At 66.2% G+C, this 21,522-nt stretch carries 18 protein-coding genes; 8 read left to right on the top strand and 10 right to left on the bottom strand.

Annotation, left to right across the window (positions count from 1 at the left end; all coding sequences use genetic code 11):
- Nucleotides 1-38: 38 nt before the first annotated feature.
- The 3 genes from ACM9HJ_RS05010 to ACM9HJ_RS05000 form a co-directional block, all read right to left on the bottom strand.
- A complete protein-coding gene (locus tag ACM9HJ_RS05010) occupies nt 39-2,171 on the bottom strand; it encodes a TonB-dependent siderophore receptor (protein WP_416570599.1) in 2,133 nt (710 codons plus the stop codon).
- Between the two features lie 135 nt (nt 2,172-2,306).
- On the bottom strand, nt 2,307-2,690 hold the full coding sequence (locus tag ACM9HJ_RS05005) for a RidA family protein (RefSeq protein WP_416570598.1): 384 nt from the start codon (nt 2,688-2,690) through the stop codon (nt 2,307-2,309).
- A gap of 2 nt (nt 2,691-2,692) precedes the next feature.
- Complete coding sequence (locus ACM9HJ_RS05000; RefSeq protein ID WP_416570597.1) at nt 2,693-3,814, bottom strand: alanine racemase; 1,122 nt, start codon at nt 3,812-3,814, stop codon at nt 2,693-2,695.
- 183 nt (nt 3,815-3,997) lie between these two features.
- Between ACM9HJ_RS05000 and ACM9HJ_RS04995 the strand changes: the two genes are divergently transcribed.
- Nucleotides 3,998-5,392 carry a serine hydrolase domain-containing protein gene (locus ACM9HJ_RS04995; protein ID WP_416570596.1) on the top strand — a complete coding sequence of 465 codons (1,395 nt, stop codon included), beginning with the start codon at nt 3,998-4,000 and terminating at the stop codon, nt 5,390-5,392.
- Nucleotides 5,393-5,398: 6 nt separating this feature from the next.
- Here the strand turns inward: ACM9HJ_RS04995 and ACM9HJ_RS04990 are convergent, their stop codons facing one another.
- The 3 genes from ACM9HJ_RS04990 to ACM9HJ_RS04980 are packed head-to-tail and all read right to left on the bottom strand — an operon-like array spanning nt 5,399 to nt 9,417.
- The gene (locus tag ACM9HJ_RS04990) at nt 5,399-6,295 is read right to left on the bottom strand and encodes a 3-keto-5-aminohexanoate cleavage protein (protein WP_416570595.1); all 897 of its coding nucleotides are present in this window, start codon (nt 6,293-6,295) and stop codon (nt 5,399-5,401) included.
- Nucleotides 6,296-6,307: 12 nt separating this feature from the next.
- Nucleotides 6,308-7,303: an N-acetyl-D-Glu racemase DgcA gene (gene dgcA / locus ACM9HJ_RS04985; RefSeq protein ID WP_416570594.1), complete on the bottom strand. Its 996-nt coding sequence runs from the start codon at nt 7,301-7,303 to the stop codon at nt 6,308-6,310.
- Complete coding sequence (locus tag ACM9HJ_RS04980; protein WP_416570593.1) at nt 7,300-9,417, bottom strand: penicillin acylase family protein; 2,118 nt, start codon at nt 9,415-9,417, stop codon at nt 7,300-7,302. Before ACM9HJ_RS04980 ends, dgcA begins: the two co-directional genes overlap by 4 nt.
- Nucleotides 9,418-9,563: 146 nt before the next feature.
- Between ACM9HJ_RS04980 and ACM9HJ_RS04975 the strand changes: the two genes are divergently transcribed.
- Nucleotides 9,564-10,946: an amidase family protein gene (locus tag ACM9HJ_RS04975; RefSeq protein WP_416570592.1), complete on the top strand. Its 1,383-nt coding sequence runs from the start codon at nt 9,564-9,566 to the stop codon at nt 10,944-10,946.
- A gap of 9 nt (nt 10,947-10,955) precedes the next feature.
- Here ACM9HJ_RS04975 and ACM9HJ_RS04970 read toward each other — a convergent pair whose 3' ends face one another.
- Genes ACM9HJ_RS04970 through ACM9HJ_RS04955 form a run of 4 tightly spaced genes read right to left on the bottom strand, consistent with a single transcriptional unit; the run spans nt 10,956 to nt 15,297 of the window.
- Nucleotides 10,956-11,990: a histone deacetylase family protein gene (locus tag ACM9HJ_RS04970; protein ID WP_416570591.1), complete on the bottom strand. Its 1,035-nt coding sequence runs from the start codon at nt 11,988-11,990 to the stop codon at nt 10,956-10,958.
- Nucleotides 11,987-12,586 (bottom strand): MSMEG_1061 family FMN-dependent PPOX-type flavoprotein, encoded by a 600-nt coding sequence (locus ACM9HJ_RS04965; protein WP_416570590.1) that lies wholly within the window; start codon nt 12,584-12,586, stop codon nt 11,987-11,989. Before ACM9HJ_RS04965 ends, ACM9HJ_RS04970 begins: the two co-directional genes overlap by 4 nt.
- Nucleotides 12,587-12,626: 40 nt before the next feature.
- Nucleotides 12,627-13,901, bottom strand: coding sequence for a peptide MFS transporter (locus ACM9HJ_RS04960; protein ID WP_416570589.1), 1,275 nt, complete (start codon nt 13,899-13,901; stop codon nt 12,627-12,629).
- Nucleotides 13,894-15,297: an APC family permease gene (locus ACM9HJ_RS04955; protein WP_416570588.1), complete on the bottom strand. Its 1,404-nt coding sequence runs from the start codon at nt 15,295-15,297 to the stop codon at nt 13,894-13,896. The genes ACM9HJ_RS04960 and ACM9HJ_RS04955 overlap by 8 nt, the downstream gene beginning before the upstream one ends.
- A gap of 191 nt (nt 15,298-15,488) precedes the next feature.
- Between ACM9HJ_RS04955 and ACM9HJ_RS04950 the strand changes: the two genes are divergently transcribed.
- The 6 genes from ACM9HJ_RS04950 (at nt 15,489) to ACM9HJ_RS04925 (ending at nt 21,518) form a co-directional block, all read left to right on the top strand.
- Nucleotides 15,489-15,794, top strand: a complete 306-nt coding sequence (locus ACM9HJ_RS04950) for an iron transporter (RefSeq protein WP_416570587.1) — start codon at nt 15,489-15,491, stop codon at nt 15,792-15,794.
- Nucleotides 15,791-17,284, top strand: coding sequence for a PepSY-associated TM helix domain-containing protein (locus ACM9HJ_RS04945; protein ID WP_416570586.1), 1,494 nt, complete (start codon nt 15,791-15,793; stop codon nt 17,282-17,284). The genes ACM9HJ_RS04950 and ACM9HJ_RS04945 overlap by 4 nt, the downstream gene beginning before the upstream one ends.
- 2 nt (nt 17,285-17,286) lie before the next feature.
- A complete protein-coding gene (locus ACM9HJ_RS04940; protein ID WP_416570585.1) occupies nt 17,287-17,616 on the top strand; it encodes a DUF3325 domain-containing protein in 330 nt (109 codons plus the stop codon).
- 289 nt (nt 17,617-17,905) lie between these two features.
- Complete coding sequence (locus ACM9HJ_RS04935; RefSeq protein ID WP_416570584.1) at nt 17,906-19,135, top strand: amidohydrolase family protein; 1,230 nt, start codon at nt 17,906-17,908, stop codon at nt 19,133-19,135.
- Nucleotides 19,132-19,965 carry an alpha/beta hydrolase fold domain-containing protein gene (locus ACM9HJ_RS04930; protein WP_416570583.1) on the top strand — a complete coding sequence of 278 codons (834 nt, stop codon included), beginning with the start codon at nt 19,132-19,134 and terminating at the stop codon, nt 19,963-19,965. The genes ACM9HJ_RS04935 and ACM9HJ_RS04930 overlap by 4 nt, the downstream gene beginning before the upstream one ends.
- The gene (locus ACM9HJ_RS04925) at nt 19,965-21,518 is read left to right on the top strand and encodes a bifunctional 3-(3-hydroxy-phenyl)propionate/3-hydroxycinnamic acid hydroxylase (protein ID WP_416570582.1); all 1,554 of its coding nucleotides are present in this window, start codon (nt 19,965-19,967) and stop codon (nt 21,516-21,518) included. The genes ACM9HJ_RS04930 and ACM9HJ_RS04925 overlap by 1 nt, the downstream gene beginning before the upstream one ends.
- The last annotated feature ends 4 nt before the right edge of the window (nt 21,519-21,522 follow it).

Here is a 21,522-nt window from a genome sequence, read left to right as displayed (position 1 = left end):
CCCGCTGACCGTGATCGGTCAACGGGCGCGTTCAGGCATCAGTACTTGGCGTTCAGCGTCACGAAGGCGCTGCGCGGCGTGCCGTACCAGTTGTTGAACCGCAGGTCGCGGATTTCCGAGTAGTATTTCTTGTCGAACATGTTGTTGACATTGACCGTCAGGGTCAGGTTCTCGGTGAAATCATAGCCGGCGCGCAGGTCGGCCACGAAATACCCGTCCTGTTCGACACTGGTGCCGCGCTGCTTGCTGTTCAGGGTGATGGCACCACCGACGCTGAAGCCCGCCAGGGACGTCTCCTGCGCGAAGGCGTAATCGGTGAACAGCTTGATGGAATGCTTGGGCGTGACCGGCGTGAACTGCGTGCCGACCAGCAGCGGGTTGGTATCCGACAGCACGGCATTCTTGTTGTAGTTATAGCCGCCGCTGATCGTCCATTCGGTGGTGACACGGCCGTTCAGCTCGACCTCGAACCCCTTGCCCTGGACCAGGCCCGACGCGATGGAGGCGTTCACATCGACCGGGTCGGCCACGGCGCGGTTGCTCTGCCGGATGCGGTAGATGGCGGCGGTCAGCAGGAAACGGTTGCTGAACACATTGGCCTTGATGCCGGCTTCCAGCTGCTTGCCGCTGACGGGGCCCAGCGGGTCGCCATTGCGGTCGAAGGCCGATTGCGGCTCGAACACGTCGGCATAGCTGCCATAGGCGGCGATGTCCTCGGTCAGGTCATAGACCAGGCCCAAATAGGGCGACAGCTTGCCATCAACGGAATAGATGCCGTTGGGCGTCAGGTCGAAATCCTGCGCCTTGTAGGTCACCCAGCCCACGCGGCCGCCGGCCACGATGGTGAAATCCTCGATCGGCTGGATGCGGGTCTGACCATAGAATCCATACTGTTCCATGATCTCCCGGCCCTGGTAATAATCCGGGCTGTTGGGGCCGACCGTGAAATTGGGCAGCGGCGGCGGCACGGGATTGAAGACGTCGATCAGCAGCGGCGGGGTCTGCGCATAGGCGTAGTTCGACGCGAATTTCCAATCCGACCGCTGATAATCGCCGCCCATGATCAGGCCGGCGGGCCGGCCGAACAGCTCATACTGGCCGGTCAGACTGACATCGCCGGACAGCGAGTCCGCGTCATGCGTGCCGGCATAGGTTTCCATGTTCAGCTTGCCGGCATTGGCCGTGGTCACCGGCCCGCGCGAGAACAGGTAGAATTCGTCGCGCTTCAGGTCGTTATACTGGACCGTGGCGCGGCCTTTCCAGCTGCCGCCGAAATCGTGGCTCAACTGCACATAGCCCTGGGCCAGCTTGGTTCGCGCCTCGTTGCCGTCACCACCCAGATAGGTGTCGCGCGGCAGGTCCAGCAGGCCGACGCCGGTCTGTCCAGGCAGGCCGGTGGACAGCGTCGTCTCGTAATCGTCGTAATAGCCACCGACGCTGAGGGTGGTTTCCTCGCCCAGGTCGACATCGACGGCACCGAAGATGTTGCGGCGGTCCTTCTTGTAATTGTCGGTGAATTCGCCCGCATCCTGGATCATCGCACCGACGCGTGAACGGACGGAACCATCGTCGTTCAGCGGCGTGGAGACGTCGATCTCCCCGCGATAGAAATCCCAGGAACCGGTGCTGACCGAACCGGCCAGGGCGAATTCCTTCTTCGGACGCTTGCGCACCAGGTTGATACTGCCGCCTGGGCTGCCCGAACCGCTGAACAGGGCCGAGGGCCCGCGCAGGAATTCGACATGGTCGAACAGGAACAGGTCCGGCAGCGAATAGGGGGCCGAGGCGAAGCCCTGCTGCGGTGTGCCGTCGATCAGGAAGCTGGAAATCTGGAACCCGCGCGCGAAGAAGCGCGGATAGGTGGAGATGTTGCGCACCACCGTGACGCCGGCCGTCTGCTTCAGCAGATCGTCCAGGGTCAGCAGGTTCTGCTTCTCCAGCCGCTCGCTGTCGATCAGGGTCACCGAACTGGGTGTTTCCCGGATGCTGGCCAGCGCCTTGTCATTGGCGAAACTCTCCGACCGGCGGCCGATCACCAGGATCTCGGACAGCATGGTCTCGGAATCCTGCTTGGCGGCGGGCTTGGTGTCCTGCGCCACGGCGGATGCGGCATTGGCCAGCATCAACGCCGCGCAGGATACCGACGCCGCCCAACCCATCTTCTTCGTCACGACATGTCTCCCTTCGTTCTCGTCACGGAAAACCTCCCCCTTATCGTTATGTGCCGATTGGCCCGGCGGAGGTCATTTTTAATATTATGGTGATATTGTCAACTGGTGTTGTGGCCAAATCGGCAGGCGGGCCGATCAGATGGTCAGATGCACCACCGCCTCGATCTCCAGCAGATAGCCGTAATGCAGCGTCGGCACCGGCACGATGCAGCGTGCGGGCCGGGAATCGGCGAAGTAGCGGGCGCAGAGCGTGTTGCATTCCGGCCAATGCGTGATGTCAGCCAGATAGACCGACAGCTTGGCGACCTGGTCGCGGGTGGCCTCGGCCTCCGCCAGGATGGCGTCCAGATGGGCGAAGACTTGCGTCATCTGATCGGCGAAGGGTGCTGTCACCAGTGCGTGATCACGCCCCGGTCGGGTGGGCAGCAGGCCGGACACGAACATCAGGTCGCCGGCGATGGTAGCCAGCGCGTAATGGCCGCCGGCTTCCAGCGTGCCGGCCTTCAGGATGTGTTTCATCGTCACCATCCCTGGATGCGGGGCCAATGCCCCTGGATCGTGCCCGACGCCGCATCCCAGAGATCGTATCCGGCATGCTGGGCGGCGGTGGCGCAGGCATGGTTGGGCAGGATGCGCACCAGATCGCCGACATGAAGAGGGGGCAGGGGCGCGCCGCTGCCGGGCCGCAGCCCGACCACGCCATGTTCCTGGTTCGCGGACAGCACCAGCAGGTCCGGATAGGGCTGGCCATCGGGCGTGCAGACCAGGCCGTAACCCTGATCGACGGGATGCGATGCCGTGCCCCGGTCGCGCGACAGCGCCATCCAGCCGGCATCGATCAATATCTGGCCCTTGTCCGGCTGTACGGCGATGACGCTGGCCAGCACGCCGATGGCGATCTCGCTGGTGTCACAGACACCGATGCCGGCCATCACCAGATCGAAGAAGCCATAGACCCCGGCCCGCACCTCCGTCACCCCCGACAGATCCTCGGTAAACAGGGCCGTCGGTGTCGATCCGACACTGACCATGTCGATCCGGTAGCCGGCGTCACGCAGATGGTTGGCGGCGGCCACCGCACCATCGCGTTCCAGGCGGGCATAGCGGCGTAGGTCGGCTTCCGACCGCGCGGCATAGCTGCCGCCGGCATGGGTCAGCACGCCCTTCAGTTCCACATGCCGACCCAGGCTGACGGCGATGGCGGTCAGTTCCACCACCTGATCGGGGCGCACGCCGCCGCGATGACCATCGCTGTCGATCTCGATCAGGACGGGCAGGGAGGCGCCGCGCGCCGCACAGGCCGAAGCGACGGCCTTCGCCGCCTCCACATTGTCCAGGATGATCTTCAGATCCGCCCCCTGGTCGCGCAGGGCGAAGATGCGGTCCAGCTTGTTGGGCGTGATGCCGACGGCATAGATCTGGTCGCGGATGCCGTGGGACAGGAAGAACTCCGCCTCCCGCAGCGTGGAAACGGTGATCGCCGCCGGCCCGTCGCCCAGCAGCACGCGGGCGACATCGATGCTTTTGCTGGTCTTCACATGCGGGCGCAGCAGCACGCGGTGACGGTCGGTCGCCGTCTGCATGCGCGCGGCATTGGCGCGCAGCTTTTCGGTATCAAGAATCAAGGTGGGCGTCTGGATCATCTGCCATTCCCGGTCATATCACGATGCTGAATACATTATTGCCATGATGATAATCGTGTGACAACCTCCATCGGCACATCGATGGATGCAGGCACGGGAACCTGTCGGGACCGGGCTCATGGCGCCCGGTGATATTATCGCGGCAACAATATCTATGGCACGGTACGGGGGCCGAATCGAGAAATGCAATCGATGAACCTGTCACGGCGCGGCCTGTTCACGGGTAGTCTGGCGCTCGCCACTGCCGCAACCGCGTCACGCGCCGATGATCTGGATTGGATCGGGGATGTGATGGCCGAACATCACGCGCCGGGCATCGCCGTGACCATCATAAAGGGCGGCCGGACCATCGCCAGCATCGCGCGGGGGCGGGCCAGCCTGGGCCTGGGTGTGGCGGTCACCGACCGGACGCTGTTCCATACCGGGTCGGTGGGCAAGCACATCACCGTGGCCGCCGCCCTGCGCCTGGTGGAGCGGGACCAGCTGTCGCTGGACGCCCCCGTCGGCGATTACGCACCGAAGCTGCCGCCACATCTGGCCAGCCGCCCGTTCCGCAGCCTGCTGGACCATACAAGCGGCTTTCCCGATTACAGCGAGGCCATCGAATGGGACCGGCCCTTCGACCGGGACAGGTTCCACCGGCTGATGCGCGACTATCCGGCGGAATTCGATGCGGGGACGGCCTGGAACTATTCCAACGCCGCCTATGTGCTGGTCGGCTATATTCTGGAGGACCTTGCCGGCAAGGATTACGCCCACATCGTCGGCGATGACCTGTTCCGCCCCAACGGCCTGACCGACAGCCGTGTGGATCAGGCGGATATCCCCATTTCCGGCCGGGCCGAGCCCCATTCCTGGATCGACGGGCATTACACCCATGCCACCCGCATGAGCGGGCAGGTCTCGTCGGTCGCGGCGGGCGGCATCCTGATGTCGATGCGCGATGTGGCGCCCTGGGTCGGTGTTCTGCATGGTGGCAAGGTCATTTCCAATGCCAGCCTGGACGCGATGGCGACACCTGTTCGCCTGTCCACAGGCCGGCCGATCCCCTATGGGCTGGGCTGGATGCTGGACCGCATGCCGGATGGCAAATCACTGCTCTATCATGGCGGCAGCGTGCCCGGCTTCCGCACCATGCATATCCGCATCCCCCACCGCGACCTGTCGATCATGGCGGTGGCCAATGCCGATACGCCGGCGGCGTCCATCATCGCCTGGCGACTACTGGAACAATATGCGGGCGGGACCACGCCCCTGTCGCTGTCACCCATTGCCGACACGGAACCAGCCCTGACGGCGCAGGCCAGATCCATCGTCACCCGCGCCGAACAGCCCCTGGATCAGGCGCTGTTCGCACCGGAACAGGCGCTGCATCTGGCGGCCGATCGGGATTATGTGATCCCGCAACTGACCGCCAGACAGGTTGAAACCATGACCGGTTTCGTCCTGGTGCAGGAAGATATGGACGCGGACGGGTTGCGCCGGCGACGCTACCGCGCACAGTTTCCCACCTATGCGCGGCACGTCGATTTTCGCCATCTGGCGGACGGACGGATCTACTTCGTCCGTATCCAATAGACCCGATCAGCGCGGCGGCAGGCCCAGGATCATTCTGGCCTCCGCCGGTGTGGCCAGTTCGAACCCCATGCTGGTCAGAATGATCGCCGCGCGGCGGACCAGTTGCGCGTTGGTGGCAAAGCGGCCCTGGCGCAGATAGATATTATCCTCCAGCCCGACCCGGACATTGCCGCCCAGCAAAGCCGCCTGTGCCACCATCGGCATCTGCAGGGCCGCGATGCCGAACCCCGCCCACACGGCCTCGGGCGGCAGCAGATCGCGCATATAGATCATGCTCTGCGGCGTGGCTGGTGCGCCCCATTTCACGCCCAGCACGAACTGGAACAAGGGCGGGCCTGCCAGCACACCCTGTTCGTAAAGGTGCCGGGCCAGCAGCACGTCGCCGGCCTGGAACACTTCCAGTTCCGGCTTCACGCCCGCCGCCCGGAACCGTTCCGCCATGGCGCGGAGCGTGCGCGGGGTGTTGAGATAGACGAAATCCACGCCGCCATCGACCTGATTGGCCGTGGTCACGTCCAGGGTGCAGATTTCCGGCCTGCAGGCCTCGATATGGGCGACACGCTCATCGACGCTGCCGACATCGCTGCCCGGCGCGGCGCGGCTTTCATCGGCCGGGTCGGGCAGGAAATAGGCGGCATGCCCGCAGGTCAGGTTGATGATGACATCGACGCCGCTGTCGCGGATGCGGTCGCAGATTTCCCGGTAGATCGGGATGGACCGTGTCTGCTTGCCCGTCTGCGGATCGCGGGCGTGGATATGGACGATGGCCGCCCCGCGTCTGGCCACGGCGATGGCATCGGCGGCGATCTGGGCCGGCGTGATCGGGTAATTCAGCGCCGCCGGATAGCGTGGGCTGACATCATGGCCGCCGGTCAGGGCGGCGCTGAGGATGATCTTCTTCATCAATATTATCCTTCAACCCCACAGGGCGGGTGTCGGTGGAAGAACCCGGTCGCCCTCATAGATCAGGGCCGCATCGCGGTCCGATCCCATCAGCAAGGGCGCATCCAGATCGGCATAAAGGCAGCGCCCGGCCAGCAGCAGGGCCGGCGCCATGGCCAGCGACGTGCCCAGCATGCAGCCGACCATCGCTTCCTTACCGGCGGCCCTGGCCGCATCCAGCAGACGCAGCGCCTCCGTCAGGCCGCCGGTCTTGTCCAGTTTCACATTGACCATGTCGTAGAAGGGGGCGATGCGCGCGACATCGGCCGCGACATGGCAGGATTCATCCGCCGCGATGGGCATCAGGCGGGTGATCCCAGCCAGGACCGCGTCCTGGCCCGCCTTGAAGGGCTGTTCCAGCATGGCGAAGCCGCATTCGGCCAGGACCGGCATGGCGACGGTCAGGTCCTCGACCGTCCAGCCCTCATTGGCATCGGCAATCAGGGTGGTGCGCGGGGCGGCGGCGCGGACGGCGCGGATACGCTCGACATCGCCGCCGGCTGTCCCCAGCTTGATCTTCAGCAGGGAATGTTTCGCCGCCGCCTCTGCCGCCCGCGTGCCCATCACATCGGGCGTATCGATGCCGATCGTGAAGGCGGTGATGGTGGGCTTAGGCGCCGGCAGGCCCAGCAATTCCCAGGCGGCACTATGCTTGGATTTGGCCTGCCAATCCCACCAGGCGCAATCCAGCGCATTGCGCGCGGCACCGGGGGGACACAGGTCATGGATGTCCAGCCAATCCTCCCCCCGTGCCAGGGCCTTGCCCGTCTTCTGCGCCAGGGCGATGACGCCTTCCACGGATTCCCCGAAATAGGGGACCGGACAGCTTTCGCCCCAGCCCGTATGACCGTCGGCCACCAGCTTGACGGTGACGAATTCGACATCGGTGATGGTGCCCCGTGCGATGACGAAGGGGCGGGCCAGCGGGCGTCGTTCGGGCGCCACGGTGACGGTGAACCGGGTCATCATTTGCCCTTTCCGGCGGGAACGGTTTCGGTCCGCACCGTGTGCTGTGCCACCTCATCCGGGTAGAAATGGATGGGGCGGAGCTTGTTGTCGGAGAACAGGCGCAATTGGGCGGCCGCACCCTCGAAGCCGGGGGCCGTGGCATTGCCATAGGGCAGCAGCCCGACGGCGCGCAGGCGCGGGCCGAAGGATACGGCGGCGACGAAGGAATTGCCGCCCCGGACCTGATTGACCCCGTCCGGCCCCTTGCCATGCCAACTGGCGCGGTAGGAGCCCAGATAGACATCCCCGCCCGAGGCCGGCAGGTCGATCGGCCCCAGCCGCAAACGCACCGCCTCCCCATAGGCCACATCCAGCCGTTGGTAGCGTTCCTGCACCTCACGCGCCGCATCGGTCAGCAGGCGCAAGGCCAGGTCGGGATCGGCAAGGCCGCTGGGCGTGGCCAGCGGCCGGTCGGGCGACCATTGCGCGGCGAAGGTCCGGCCGGGTTCCTGGTCCAACAGCTTGCGCGCCCAGACGCCATACAGGATGGCGCCCCGGCTGGCCGCCTCGCCCCGCCGGTCCCAGGACGCCAGAACCTTGGCCGCTTGGGTGACCAGCGGGTCGGTGGATGTCGCCGCCGCCGACAGCAGGTCGGGCAGCAACCGGTCGGCGGATTCCACCTTCGTCGACCGTTCCATTTCGACCAGATCGTCGAAGCTGATCTTCGGCCGGTCGGCGATCTGACGCAGCGATTGCTGTGCCCGCCAGTCCAGCGCCGGTAGCGGCGCGATATCCGCTACATAATCGCCAGGTTTCAGCACCTGTGGCAGGCTGGTCAGCCAGGGCGGGTCGTTGGCATTCTGGATGAAGCCACCCGGCGGATTGCGGAAATGCGGCACCTGTTCATAGGCAAGGAACCCGTCGGGCAGGAAGGCCGAGCGGTTGCCGGGAACGATCCCTTCCCAGAAGGCGTGATCCCCTTGGCCCCGTTTGGGGAACCGCCCGCCATAAAGGTAATAGATGTCGCCAGCGCGGCCGGCATAGATGGTGTTGAAGAATGGCATCTGCAGCCGTCGCGTCGCCGCCTCGAACGCGTCCACGCCATCGGCCTTGGCCATGTCCCAATATTGCTGGATCAGGCCGTAACTGTCCAAACCGACCAGCCGCAGGGCAAGCGCACTGTTGCCCTCGCGCCGGATCAGGGGGCCGTGGATGGAACGCTGGATGGTGATGTCCTGTCTGGTCAGGCGCCCATCCGCGCCGCGCACCTTGATGGTCCTCGTCTCGCTCTCCAGGTCCCGCCATTGTCCGTCGATCTGGTAGCGGTCATCGTCGAGCGTCAGTTGATAGAGGTCGGCACCATCGAACTGGTTCACCGTATGGGTCCAGCCGCCTTGTTCATTGAAGGCGATGCCCAGGAAGGGGGAGCCGACCTGCGCCACCCCGTAATAGGAATGACCGGGCACCGATATCTGCGCCTCGAACCAGGTATAAAGATCGCCCCAGGGCAGATGCGGATTGATCAGCAGCATGGCCTCGCCACTGGCCGACCGCGAAGGGGCCACGGCATAGGCGTTCGATCCCTTGGGGTCTTCCGGCTTGGTGAGCGTCGGCAGGGTCAGGGCCTTCTGCACCTGAGCACCGGCAACATAGGTGCCGACCACGACATGCAGCACATGCATCAACGGGTCCGACAGTCGCAGCGGCAGGATCGGTTTGTTTTCCGCCGTAATACGGTCGGGATGGCGGGCGGCATAGGCGTTGGCGCCGTCAATGAAGGCGGCAATGCGGGCGCGTTCCGACGATGTCAGATGCTTTTCCCAGGCCCGACCGGCATCGGGAAGGCCGGCCGTAGCCAAGCGGATGTCCGACGCGGCCCAGTCCGCCCCCCAATATTCCGCCGCCTGGCCACGGGCACGGGCATAGAGCGACAGCATCAGGTTGCCATTGGCCTGCATCTGCGCCCAGCCCAGGGCCCGCATCGCCGCGACATCGTCGGGCGCGCTGACATGGGCCACGTCCCATTCGTCCCAGCGGATTTCCGCTTCTCCGGCACGCGCATAGGCTATCCCGGCACCACCCAGCGACAGGGTGGCGGCCAGGGCGAGCGCCATCAGTTTCGTCTTGCATCGCATGACCAATGAATTCCCCCTTGGCTTCTTAAACCTTATGCCGGACCGGTTCCGCAGGTGGCGTTGACACCCGGCTTCCGATACGTATAACAATTATCACCGTAATGTGAATTATGAATCTTCCAAACCGGATGGCAAGGGGACAGCCCATGGTCGATGGGGCCGATATTCTTTTCCTGGATGCGCATGCACAGGCCGAACTGCTGTCGCACGGACATTTGACGGCAGACGAGTTGCGCGAACTGTCGACCGCCCGGATCGAGGCGGTGGACCCCGGCCTGACCGCCGTCAGCCATCGCAGCTTCGATTTGGCCCGCCGCCAGACGGGTGCACGGCACGGGGCAGGGCGGATGCAGGGTATTCCCTGGCTGGTCAAGGACAGTTTGCCCTATACGGGCCTGCCCATGGAATGCGGGTCCCGTTTCCTGGCCGATGCACCGGTGGCCGCATCGCAATTTGCGCTGGCCGACCGGCTGGATGCGGCGGGGCTGCTGCTGCTGGGCAAGAGTGCCGTGCCGGAATTCAGCCTGTTGCCCACCACGGAATCAGCATTGCTGGGGCCGACGGCCAATCCCTGGGACCGCACCCGGTCGGCGGGCGGGTCCAGCGGCGGTGCGGCGGTGGCCGTGGCGTCGGGCATGGTACCGGTGGCGCATGCGGCCGATGGTGGCGGGTCGATCCGCATTCCGGCGTCGTGCTGCGGTGTCGTGGGGCTGAAGCCGTCGCGCGGCGCCAATCTGCGCGCGCGTGGCTTTCACCTGCTGGAGGATATCCTGGTCAGTGATGCCATGCTGACCCGGTCGGTGCGCGATACGGCCTGGTTCGCCCGCTGGCTGCGCCCGGCGCATGTGCAACAGCAGGCCAAGCCGGGGCCGTTGCGTATCGTCCAGTGCAATCGCGGCATGAACGGTGCCCTGCCGGACCCGGCGGTGGCGGATGCCATCGACCGCACCGCCCGGCTCTGCGCCGAATTGGGGCACCATGTCGAACGGATCGACCATCTGCCCGCCGATCTCTGCGCGGCGGGGGATTTGTTCCGGCTGCTCTGGCAGTTCCTGGCCCGTGACGGGGTGGAACATTGCCGGGCGGCTGCCGGCGGGCGCGACCTGTCCGGCCTGCTGGAACCCTGGGCGCTGGGGCTGGCGGAGCGGGCGGCGATGATGGACCCGGTGCAGCTTGGTGAATGCTATGCCGGGATCGGGGAGGTGACGCGGGCGGTGGCGCGGTTCTTCGAGACTTGCGACGTGCTGCTGACCCCGGTGGTTGCCAGCCCGCCGCCGCTCCTGGGTCATCTGGCCGGTACCCGCGACTTCGACGCGCTGTTCGCCGACATGTTCGACTATATCGCCTATACACCGTTGCAGAACCTGTCGGGCACCCCGTCCATCTCGCTGCCCCTGCATCTGACGCCGGATGGGTTGCCGGTCGGCTCCATGCTGTCCGGCCCGTTCGGCGGGGACGAGACGCTGCTGCGGCTGGCTGCCGATCTTGAGGAGGCATCACCCTGGAGCCACCGGCGCCCCCCGGTGTGAAGGTAGGGGCTATCGGTTGAGGAACCCCTGCAAGGTGCGGACGACATTCCGCCCGATCAGGTCCAACTGATAGCCCCCTTCCAGCACGAACAGGGTCGGCAGGCCCAGCCGCGCGACACGCTGGCCCAGTCGGGCGAAATCGTCGCTGTGCAGGCGGAAATGGCAGAGCGGGTCGCCCTCCAGCGTGTCCACGCCCAGGGAAATGACCAGGGCGTCGGGGGCGAAACGGGTGAGGGCGGCCATCGCGGCCTCCAGCGCCTGCTCCCATTCCGTCCAGCCCGTGCCGCGCGGCAGCGGCAGGTTCAGGTTGAAGCCCTCGCCGGCGCCGATCCCGACCTCATCGGCAAAGCCGCTGAAGAAGGGGAAATCGGTCTGCGGATCGGCATGGATGGAGACATACAGCACGTCGTCGCGATCATAGAAAATCTGCTGGGTGCCATTGCCATGATGGTAATCGGGATCGAAAACCGCCACCCGGCGGGCACCCTTGTCGCGCAGATATTGTGCTGCCACGGCGGCACTGTTCAGGAAACAGTATCCGCCATAGGCGGCGATGCCGGCATGATGGCCGGGCGGGCGGCACAGCGCGAAGGCGCTGCCCTGGCCGCCATCGGCCAGCATCCGCGCCCCCGCCAGCGCGGTATTCACCGACGCCCGTGCCGCGATCCAGCTTGTCGCGGTGATCGGGGTCATGATGTCGAAGCAATAATGGCCCAGTTTGGCATCCAGATTGGCGCCGGGGCGCAGCGGATACATGGTGGTGCCGGGCCAGCACATGGGCATGGCATCGCCGTCGCGCCCCAATACCTGCCATTGATCATGCGCGGTGCGCAGGAATTCCAGGAAACCAGCGTCATGCACGCGGGCGACGATCGCATCGGGGAAGGTCGGCGGTGGTGCCAATGGGCCGAAGCCGGCTGCGGTCAGAGCATCGGCTACGGTGGCAGCCCGCGACACCGCCTCGAACGGCGGGCCCATCGTGCCGCGGTTCAACTCGCTGGTGGGGGCGTGCAGCGCCTGTTCCGGCGCGTGGAAGCACTTCATCGGGACGTTTCCTCGATCTGCTTGGAAAGCGCGATGTGATCGGCCCAGATGCGGCCGGCGGTGGCCACCACCTTGCGTTCGGGCCAGGTCTCATGGTTCCACAGGTTGGCCTTCAGCAGCGACCGCCCGCAATGCAGATAGGCGGCGCGCACCGCGATCACCAGCCCGGTCTTGGGCGTGCGCCCGTTCTCCGCATGTCTGGCCAGCAGTTCAGGGGATCGGGTGATCCGGGCGGTACCGTTGATACGCAACGTCTCCCGCACACCGGGGATCAGGAACAGCATGCCGATATCCGGTGCACGCAGGATGTTCATCAGGCTGTCGATCCGGTCATTGCCCGGCTTGTCGGCCATGAACAGGTGGCAATCATCGATGATATCGACAAAGCCCGGCGCATCACCGCGCGGGGAGGCGTCGCACCGCCCCTCGCCATTATGGGTGGCCAGCACCAGGAAGGGGGAGGCCGCGATGAATTGCCGGCAATGTTCGTCCAGCCGGGGCAGGACCTTGGCGATGGGCAGTTCGTCGGGTTCGCCGTAAAGGGCCCGCAGCTCCGCCGCGCCGTCGATCCAATATTCGTCGGTCAACGCATCCAAGATCGATCCTCCGTTTCATTTATCATTACTATGATAATATTTAATGAGCTGAAAAATCGTGGCGCGATGCCGTTGTCCGGTACAGACCCGTCATCAGGCCGGCAACGACCAGGGCCAGCGCGACATTGGCGGCGAAGAACATCGTGGCCGGCACCTGGCCACCCAGTGCCGCCAGCGCGCCGGCCGCCATGCTGGCAAGAAACTTCACGAAATACCACAGGCCGATCATGGTCGATCGGTTGCGGTCGGTGGAAAAGCGGGCAACCAGGGCCAGACCGATGGGGAAGACATGCAGCTCCGCAACCGTCATCAGCAGGAAATAACCCAGGACGAAGCCGACCGACACCGCCGCACCGCTAGCGGCACCCATGGCCAGCACCAGGAAGGCGACCGCCGCGAACCCCGCACCTGTCGCCATCTTGGCCAGCGGCGCGATGGTGCGCCCACCCTCGTCACGCCGGCGCCAATAGAAGGCCAGCACGGGCGAGAGCAGGAAGATGAACAGCGGGTTCAGCGACTGGAACCAGGGCGTGGGCACCAGCAGAGAACCCAGGTTGCGGTTCACATCCCGGTCGATCCACAGGGCGATGGAATTGCCCATCTGCTCGTACCCCAGGCGAAACAGCACGACCAGGGCCAGGATGGCGGCCAGCAACAGCATGGCACCGCGCTGTGGCGCCATCTCGTCCCCGCTGGAGCGGGCCGACGCCTTACCCCCACGCGGCACCAGCCCCTGGAAGGACAGGTAGAAGCCCAGCCCGAGCACCATGACGATGGCCGCCGCCCCGAACCCGGCATGCCAGCCATATTGCTGGGCCAGCCAGCCGCAGCAGAGCGGGGCGGCGAAGCTGCCGACATTGATGCCCAGATAATAGAGCATATAGGCGCGGTCACGGCGCGGATCGTCGGCGGCATAGAGCGCGCCGATGCGGCTGACCAGGGAGGTGGCGAAGAAACCGTTACCTAGCGCCACCAGCGCCAGACCGGGATAAAGCCCCCCGTTCCAGATCATCGCCCCATGCCCCGCCGCCATCAGCAGGGCGCCGGCGGTCACCGCCCGGTGCTGCCCGATGAAGCGGTCGGCGATCCAGCCACCCAGCAGCGGGGTCAGGTTGGCGCAGCCGACATACAGCCCGAAGATCATCGACGCCTTGGCCGTCCCGAAACCCAGCGACTGCACCATATAGAGGACCAGCAGCGCCTGCATGCCGAAGGCCGAGAAATAGGCGGCGGTTTCGGTCAGGAACAGGATGGTCAGCCCCTTGGGATGACCGAACAGGTCGGGCGTGCCGGGGGGCCGTGCGGTTTCAAGCATGCCGATGCCTCATCAGGCGGGAGGTGATGATCCCGGCGACGGCCCAGCCGATCAGCAGCAGGATCTCGATGGGAAAGCCGCCCTTGCCGTCGAAAACGGCGCCGATGGCGATGGTGGCGGATAGGCTGGCCACGCCGATGGCGACCAGCAGCACCAGATTGCCGCCTGGCAGGACGAAAGCCGGCTTCTCGGCCTGCCGGCCGCGCAGCCGCCATAGCGCCACCAGCGACAGGATCATGATGATGGTGACGCAGATGGTGCACATGTTGATGATGGGCAGGATGGCGCCGCGCCCCATGCCCAGCCACAGGACAGTGCCCAGGGCCACGGCCAGGATCGCCCGCTGCGGCACCCCGGAAACCGGATCGATCCGGGCCAGATCCGATGGCAACAGCCCGTCGCGGGCCAGGGCCATGGTCAGGCGCGAGGCGGCCAGATGCAGCGCGTTCCAGGTCTTGACCAGGGAGATCATAGCCGCGACCAGCACCAGCGTCGACACACCGCCACCCGGCAGCACATCGCGGAAGGCCGCCGCCGCCGGCAGCGGTTCCCCGACCAGCCCCTGCCAGGGGCGCAGCAGCGACACGGCCAGCACGATCAGGGCATAGAACAGGGCGGCGGCCAGGACGCTGCCGATCAGGGCGCGGGCGACGCTGGCCATGGTCGTGTCCGGACGGCGTTCCTCGATGGCGTTGGCCGTGCCCTGGAAGCCCGACAGGAACAGCAGCGAGGTGGCGAATGTCCAGAACATGCCCGGCAGCACCGCCCCCTCCGCCGGTGCCGCGAACAGCGGCTGGATGTTGCGTGCATCGCCGAAGGTGAAGCCGATCAGGATCAGCACGATCGAGATCAGGATGAAGCCGAAGGTGATGACGCGCTGCAGCCCCACGGCCAGGTGGGCGCCCCGGCAATTGAACCAGGTGATGGTGGCGATCCCCGTCAGGCCCACGGCCAGGGTCACGGCGGTGACCGGCGTTGCGATGGAATGATAGAGCGCCGGCACGGAACCCAGGGCCGGCATCAGGGTTTCCAGGAACCAGCACAGGGCGAAGGCCTCGAACGCCGTGAAACTGACGATATGCAGCAGGGTGAACCAGCCGACCAGGAAGCCGGCACGCGGCCCGATACCGTTCTGGACGAAATAGAACTCGCCTCCCGATCGCGGCAGCCGGGCCAGCAGTTCCGCATAGGCCCCGGCCACCAGCGCCATCAGCAGGCCCCCGGCCAGGAAGGCCAGCACGGAACCCAGCGGCCCCGACGCATGCAGCCATTCACCGATGGCCACGACCCAGCCGGACCCGACGATGCTGCCGAAGGCCAATACGAAGAAACCGGTATTGCTGATCGCTGACCGGGGTTTCGCGGATGCCGAAACAGCCGCCGACTGCTGACCCATTCTTTACCCGTTCCCCGTGACGTGCCGTTGGCATCATTGTTCGGTCGGTGATCTTTACGCATTACGGTGATAATGTCTATTCGATTTACGGCACTCCATTCCCGGCGCAAACGTATTGCGGATGGATATGGTCAATCCACCTTCATTAATATTATCATCGAAATGTTATTGTGAACCGGAGCCGCGCCCGCATGGCCAGGAAAGCCGTCAAACCCACCCCGCGACAGCGGATCGACGTAGCCCTGCGGGCCCTGGCCGCCATTGCCGGCGGCTATGGTGTGGCCGCCGCCACCACCGCCTTCCTGGCCCGTGTTCTGCCGCTGTCCAGGGTGGAGGTGACCAATGCCGCCATGCTGTCCTCCTTCCTGGTGTTCGTCGCCGTGGCGCTCTGGGCCTTCTCGGCACGCAGCGTGGCGCGCGTCTGGGCCATCATCCTGCCGCTGGCGGGCGGCATGGCGCTGTTCGTCCATCTGGGGCTGGGGATGCATGCGCCATGAAGAATAATCTGCGCCAATCCATGGCCTGGCTGCACACATGGGCGGGGCTGCTGGCGGGCTGGATCCTGTTCGCCATGTTCCTGACCGGCACGGCTAGCTATTTCCGGCCGGAGATCACGGCCTGGATGCAGCCGGAACTGACCCGTGCCGCCGATCCCGACCGCGCCACCCTGGCGGCGCTGGACCATCTGGCGGGGGCGGCACCGGATGCAAGGCAATGGACGGTGATGGTGCCCGACGGCCGCACCGCCGGCATCCATGCCTTCTGGCGCGATGCGGCGGGCACGTTCGGCGACGTGACCCTGGACGGGGCCACGGGCGCGCCAGCGGTAGTGCGGGAGACGCGCGGCGGGGAATTCTTCTACCGCTTCCATTTCCAGCTGCAACTGCCCCGCCCCTGGGGGCGCTGGCTGGCCGGGGCCTGCGCCATGATGATGCTGGCCGCCATCATCAGCGGTGTCATCACCCACAAGCGCATCTTCGCCGATTTCTTCACCTTCCGCCCGCGCAAGGGACAGCGTTCCTGGCTGGACGCGCACAATGTCATGGCCGTGCTGGCACTGCCCTTCCATGCCATGATCACCTATACGGGGCTGGTGACGCTGGTCGTGCTCTACATGCCCTGGGGCATCATGGCCAATTATCCGAACCCGGATGATTATCAGCGGGAGACGTTCCGCGATCCCGTGCCCGGTGAAGCCGCCGGGGTGAAGGCGCCCCTGGCCGATATCGGCCCCTTGCTGCGCGATGCGCGGCGGCAATGGCAGGGGGCTGGCATCGGCCGGGTCGTGGTGTTCCATCCCGGCGATGCGGCGGCCAGCATCGCCCTTTACCGCGATGGCGGTGGCCAACTGGGCGTATGGAACGCCCCGCTGGTCTATGGCGGCACCGATGGGCGCCTGATCACCAACCCTGGACCGGCCGGCCCGGCGGTGACCACCGGGTCGGTGATGGTGGGGCTGCATGTGGGCTGGTTCGCGGGGCCGGTGCTGCGCTGGCTCTATTTCCTGTCGGGCCTGATGGGCACGGCCATGGTGGGCACGGGCCTTGTCCTGTGGGCGGTGAAGCGGCGTACACCCATGCCGGTGTCGGGTAAGCTGCCGTTGGGCCAGCGGCTGGTGGAGATTTTGAATATCGGCACCATCACCGGCCTGCCGGCCGGCATGGCCTGCTTCTTCCTGGCCAACCGCTTGCTGCCCGCCGATCTGGCGGGGCGTGCCGGGATGGAGGTGGCGGCCACCTTCTGGGTCTGGGGCCTGATGCACCTGCCGGCACTGTTGCGTCCCGCGCGTCGGGCCTGGGTGGAAGGGTTCGGGATTGCCGGCCTTGTGTATCTGCTGCTGCCACTGGTCGACCTGGCCACCAACTTCAGGCACCTGGCCGTTGGCGACGGGCTGATGGCGTCGTTCGACCTGGCCTTCCTGGCCATTGGCGGCGGGCTGCTGCTGATCGCCGGTACCCTGCATCGCCGCGAGCAAATGAGGAAATGAGCATGGTCGCGATGTTCCTGCTGGCCTTGCTGGGCTGCTGTTTCCTTGGCCTGTCACTTTCCCGCCACCATGCCGAGGTGCGGGGCCGATTTCCCCGGCCGGCGGAGGAAACGCGCTGGCGGGCCGGCGGCTGGCTGTTCCTGGCCCTGTCGCTGGCGGCGGCGTTCCTGCGTACTGATATCACCATCGCCCCGGTCGAATGGGTTGCCCTGACCACGGTGGCGGGGCTTGTGCCGGTCTCCATCCTCACCTGGCGGCCGCGCTGGCTGCCACTGGTCATGGCGGTGACAAGCTTCCTTGCTATCGCAACGCTTCTTGCGGCGCTGGCATAGGGTGCCCGCTTCAGGTCGCGTCGCATTCAAAACGGTGATGCATCGAATTTACCCATTCAATTTCAAACTTGCCCCGCCCTGTGTTGATAGTGGGGTCGGTGAAGCGATCCCCGGATGAACCGGGGACGGCCAGGGAGGTAAAATTGCAGCCGACATATCGGGATCGTACGGCACGCCTGCCGGCCTGACCTCTCGCCAAGCCACATGGATATCGATCGACGCGCCGGGCACGCCCCGGCCGCGAACAGGGAAATTCGCCCGTGAACACGGGCCATGAGGGAGGCTGCCCATGCGGCACCTGTTCAGCAATGTCTGGATTTTCGACGGCACCGGGGCCGACCGTTTCCGGGGTGAGGCGCTGGTGGCGGACGGGCGCATCGCCGCCGTGGCGCGGCTGGGCCGCGACCCGGAACTGCCGCGCGAGGGCGCGGCGCTGGTCGATGGCAAGGGCGGTACCCTGATGCCGGGCCTGGTGGAGGCGCATGGCCACCTGACCTGGCCGTCATCGGTGGAACGCATCATCCACCGGTTCGAACTGCCGCCGGAGGAGATGACCCTGGCCGCCGCGCGCAATGCCCGCGTCCTGCTGGACCATGGCTTCACCAGCGTCTATTCCGCCGGCGCCCTGGGGGAGCGGGTGGAGGTGGTGCTGCGCGACGACATTGCGGGCGGCCATCTGCCCGGCCCCCGCCTGCGTGCGTCCACCATTGAACGCAGCCCGCCCGGCGGCGACGGGGTGGAAACCGGCCATATCGACCATGGCCGCGGGGCCGAGGCCATGCGCGGCTTCATCGACCATTGCAAGGGCCTGGGCATCGACAGCGTGAAACTGCTGCTGTCGGGGGAGGATGCGCTGCTGCCGGGATCGTCGCAGCATATCCTTTATACCGATGCGGAAGTCGCGGCGGCGTGCCAGCGGGCGCGGGAGCAGGGCCTGTGGGTGAATGCCCATACCCAGGCATCCGACGCGGTGAAGATGGGCCTGCGGCACGGGGTGCGCGTCCTTTACCACTGCACCTATGCCGAGGAGGAGGCGGTGGACATGCTGGAGGCGGCGAAGGCCGACATCTTCATGGCCCCGGCCATCGGCATCATCGTCGCCACGCTGGAGGCCAAGCCCCCGCCCCATATCGACATGAGTTCCATGAAGGAAAGTGCCAAGCCCGTCATCGAGCGCGCCACGCGCCTGATCCCGGAACTGAAGAAGCGCGGCGTGCGGGTGCTGCCGGGCGGGGATTACGGCTTTCCCTTCAATCCCAACGGCCGCAACGGCCGCGATCTGGAGCATTTCGTCACCCTGTTCGGCTATAGCCCGGCAGAGGCGCTGGCGGCGGCAACAGGTTTGGGCGGGCAGATCATGGACCTGCCGGTCGGGCTGGTGAAACAGGGTTATCTGGCCGATCTGCTGCTGGTCGCGGGGGATCCGACGGCGGATGTCCGCATCCTGCAGGACAAGGGCCGCCTGTCGGCCATCATGCTGGACGGCCGTTTCCACAAGGCGCCGGCGGTGGCGGCATGAGGCCGGAAAGCCTGGTCTTCGGTGCCCATCCGGGTGGCGATCTGGTCGGGGACCTGTGGTGCCCGGACGGGCTGGGGCCGCATCCGGTGCTGGTGGCCGTGCCTGGTGGTGCCTGGCTGCGCGGTGACAAGGCGGCATTGGGTAGCTGGGGCCGGTATCTGGCAACGCGCGGCATCGCGCTGTTCGCCATCGATTACCGCCGGGCCGTTGCCGGGCCGGTCTTTCCTGGCAATGCGCAGGATGTGCGTGCAGCCCTTTGCTTCATCGCCGGAAAGGCGGAGGAACTGCGGCTGGATGGCGACCGCATCGCCCTTCTGGGGGCATCGGCGGGGGCGCATCTGGCCGCCCTGGTGGCATTGGCCGGCGACAGGGCGCCGGTGAAGGCCGATGGCGACGCGTCGCTGCCTTCCCTGCGCGCCCTGGTCGGCATCTATGGCGTCTATGACCTGTTCAGCCATTGGCAGGCCGATCTTGCCGGCAATGCCGGGCCGGGCAAGGATGCGGCGGCACGCATGCTGGGCGCCGATCCCTATGACGATCCCGGCCTCTATGCCGATGCCTCGCCCTTGCGGCAGGTGCGGCGGGTGGGCAACGGACTGCCGGTCCTGCTGGCCTGGGGCACGCATGATAGCGATGTGCTGCCGGGACAGAGCGAGGGGATGCTGACCGCCCTGCGCCAGGCCGGCTTTCCCGTCCGTGGGCGGCCCGTCCTGGGCGCCACCCATTTCTGGTTCAGCGAGCAGGACCCGGCGGAAGAGGGCGGCTTCAGCGCCCAGCTGGCCCCCGATTTGCTGCGTTTTCTGCGACTGCATCTTGTCGGGGGGCGGTAATGGAATTCGATGTCGCCATCATCGGCTGCGGCCCCGTGGGGGCGCTGGCGGCCAATCTGCTGGGACGGCGCGGCATCCGCACCCTGGTGGTGGAACAGGCCGCCAGCCCCCATCCGCTGCCCCGCGCCGTTCATATCGATCACGAAATGGTACGGATTTTCCAGTATATCGGCCTGACCGGAACGATCCTGCCGCTGATGCGGGATACGGACGGGCATCTGCATGTCGGGGCCGATGGCGGGGTCATCCGCTATATGGGCACGGGCGGTCAGGCGCGGCCCTTCGGCTGGTCCAACGACTATTTCTTCTACCAGCCGGAGTTGGAAGACGCCCTGCGTGCCGGCCTGTCGCGGTTTGCCCATGTGCAACTGCGCCTGGGCTGCCGGCTGACGCGGCTGGAGCAGGCGGGCGGCCAGGTGGTCCTGACCCTGCAGGAGGGGGAGGTGGAAAGCCGTGTCACCGTCCGCCATGCCATCGCCTGCGACGGCGCCAGTTCGCCGTTGCGCAAGTTGCTGGGCGTGCGGCTGGATGATCTGGGGTTCGAGGAACCCTGGCTGGTGGTGGATGCGGAGGTCGACGGGCCCTTGTCCTTTCCGTCCATCGCCGGACTGCCGCCGCAGGCTGATCTGCAGCGCCTGTCGGTGATGATGTGCGATCCGTCGCGGCCCGCCACCATCGTGCCCGGTCCGCGCAACCTGCGCCGCTGGGAATTCATGCTGCTGCCGGGCGAGGATGACCGGGAGATGATGCGGCCGGAGCGGGTCGCCGGCCTGCTGGCACCCTGGGTCCGGGGTGTGCCGCACAGCATCGTGCGCGGTGCGACCTACCGGTTCCACGGGCTGGTGGCGGAACGATGGCGGGTGGGCAATGTGTTCCTGGCCGGCGATGCCGCGCATCAGACCCCGCCCTTCTTCGGCCAGGGCATGTGCCACGGTTTCCGCGACGTGGCCAATCTGGCCTGGAAGCTGGACATGGTGCTGAAGGGTCAGGCGCCGGACGCGCTGCTTGATACGTATCAGCCGGAACGCGAGCCGCATGTGCGCAGCGTCATCGGTGCCGCCGTGGCGGCCGGACGCTATATCTGCGTGCTGGACCGCGACAAGGCGGCGGAGCGTGACCGCACCATCCGGGCACAGATGGCCGGTGGCCCGCCGCGCACCGCCGCCGACCTGATCCCGGCAATTGCCGCCGGCATCGTGCGGCCGGGCGCCGGACAGCGCTTCATCCAGCCACGCGATGGTGATGGCCGGTTGCTGGACGATATCACCGGCGGCGGCTGGCGCCTGATCCTGCGCGCCGATGCTTGCATGCCCGCACTGCCGGTCCTGTGGCGGGTGGTTGGCGGCACGGTATGGCAGGTGGGGCAGGACGGGCTGTCGGACCCGGAGGGACAATTGTCGCGCTGGTTCGATGCGAACGGGGCGGCGGCCGTGCTGCTGCGTCCGGATTTCTACATCTACGGCATCGCGACGGATGCGGGCGGGATCACCGGGCTGGCCTGGGACCTGGTCCGCGATCTGGTCGGTGGTGTTCCCGCCGCCCGTGCCGCCTGAAGCA

It is taken from the genome of Niveispirillum sp. KHB5.9, from assembly GCF_048066115.1.
Lineage (GTDB): Bacteria > Pseudomonadota > Alphaproteobacteria > Azospirillales > Azospirillaceae > Niveispirillum.
The sequence above is the reverse complement of the archived record's forward strand: the minus strand, read 5'-3'. Positions and strand labels throughout refer to the sequence as shown.

Coding starts and splice junctions, on each gene's coding strand:
- ACM9HJ_RS05005 (WP_416570598.1), bottom strand. CDS start 2,690: ATGAAACACATCCTGAAGGCCGGCACGCTGGAAGCCGGCGGCCATTAC.
- ACM9HJ_RS05000 (WP_416570597.1), bottom strand. CDS start 3,814: ATGATCCAGACGCCCACCTTGATTCTTGATACCGAAAAGCTGCGCGCC.
- ACM9HJ_RS04995 (WP_416570596.1), top strand. CDS start 3,998: ATGCAATCGATGAACCTGTCACGGCGCGGCCTGTTCACGGGTAGTCTG.
- ACM9HJ_RS04990 (WP_416570595.1), bottom strand. CDS start 6,295: ATGAAGAAGATCATCCTCAGCGCCGCCCTGACCGGCGGCCATGATGTC.
- dgcA (WP_416570594.1), bottom strand. CDS start 7,303: ATGATGACCCGGTTCACCGTCACCGTGGCGCCCGAACGACGCCCGCTG.
- ACM9HJ_RS04980 (WP_416570593.1), bottom strand. CDS start 9,417: ATGCGATGCAAGACGAAACTGATGGCGCTCGCCCTGGCCGCCACCCTG.
- ACM9HJ_RS04975 (WP_416570592.1), top strand. CDS start 9,564: ATGGTCGATGGGGCCGATATTCTTTTCCTGGATGCGCATGCACAGGCC.
- ACM9HJ_RS04970 (WP_416570591.1), bottom strand. CDS start 11,990: ATGAAGTGCTTCCACGCGCCGGAACAGGCGCTGCACGCCCCCACCAGC.
- ACM9HJ_RS04960 (WP_416570589.1), bottom strand. CDS start 13,901: ATGCTTGAAACCGCACGGCCCCCCGGCACGCCCGACCTGTTCGGTCAT.
- ACM9HJ_RS04955 (WP_416570588.1), bottom strand. CDS start 15,297: ATGGGTCAGCAGTCGGCGGCTGTTTCGGCATCCGCGAAACCCCGGTCA.
- ACM9HJ_RS04950 (WP_416570587.1), top strand. CDS start 15,489: ATGGCCAGGAAAGCCGTCAAACCCACCCCGCGACAGCGGATCGACGTA.
- ACM9HJ_RS04945 (WP_416570586.1), top strand. CDS start 15,791: ATGAAGAATAATCTGCGCCAATCCATGGCCTGGCTGCACACATGGGCG.
- ACM9HJ_RS04940 (WP_416570585.1), top strand. CDS start 17,287: ATGGTCGCGATGTTCCTGCTGGCCTTGCTGGGCTGCTGTTTCCTTGGC.
- ACM9HJ_RS04935 (WP_416570584.1), top strand. CDS start 17,906: ATGCGGCACCTGTTCAGCAATGTCTGGATTTTCGACGGCACCGGGGCC.
- ACM9HJ_RS04930 (WP_416570583.1), top strand. CDS start 19,132: ATGAGGCCGGAAAGCCTGGTCTTCGGTGCCCATCCGGGTGGCGATCTG.
- ACM9HJ_RS04925 (WP_416570582.1), top strand. CDS start 19,965: ATGGAATTCGATGTCGCCATCATCGGCTGCGGCCCCGTGGGGGCGCTG.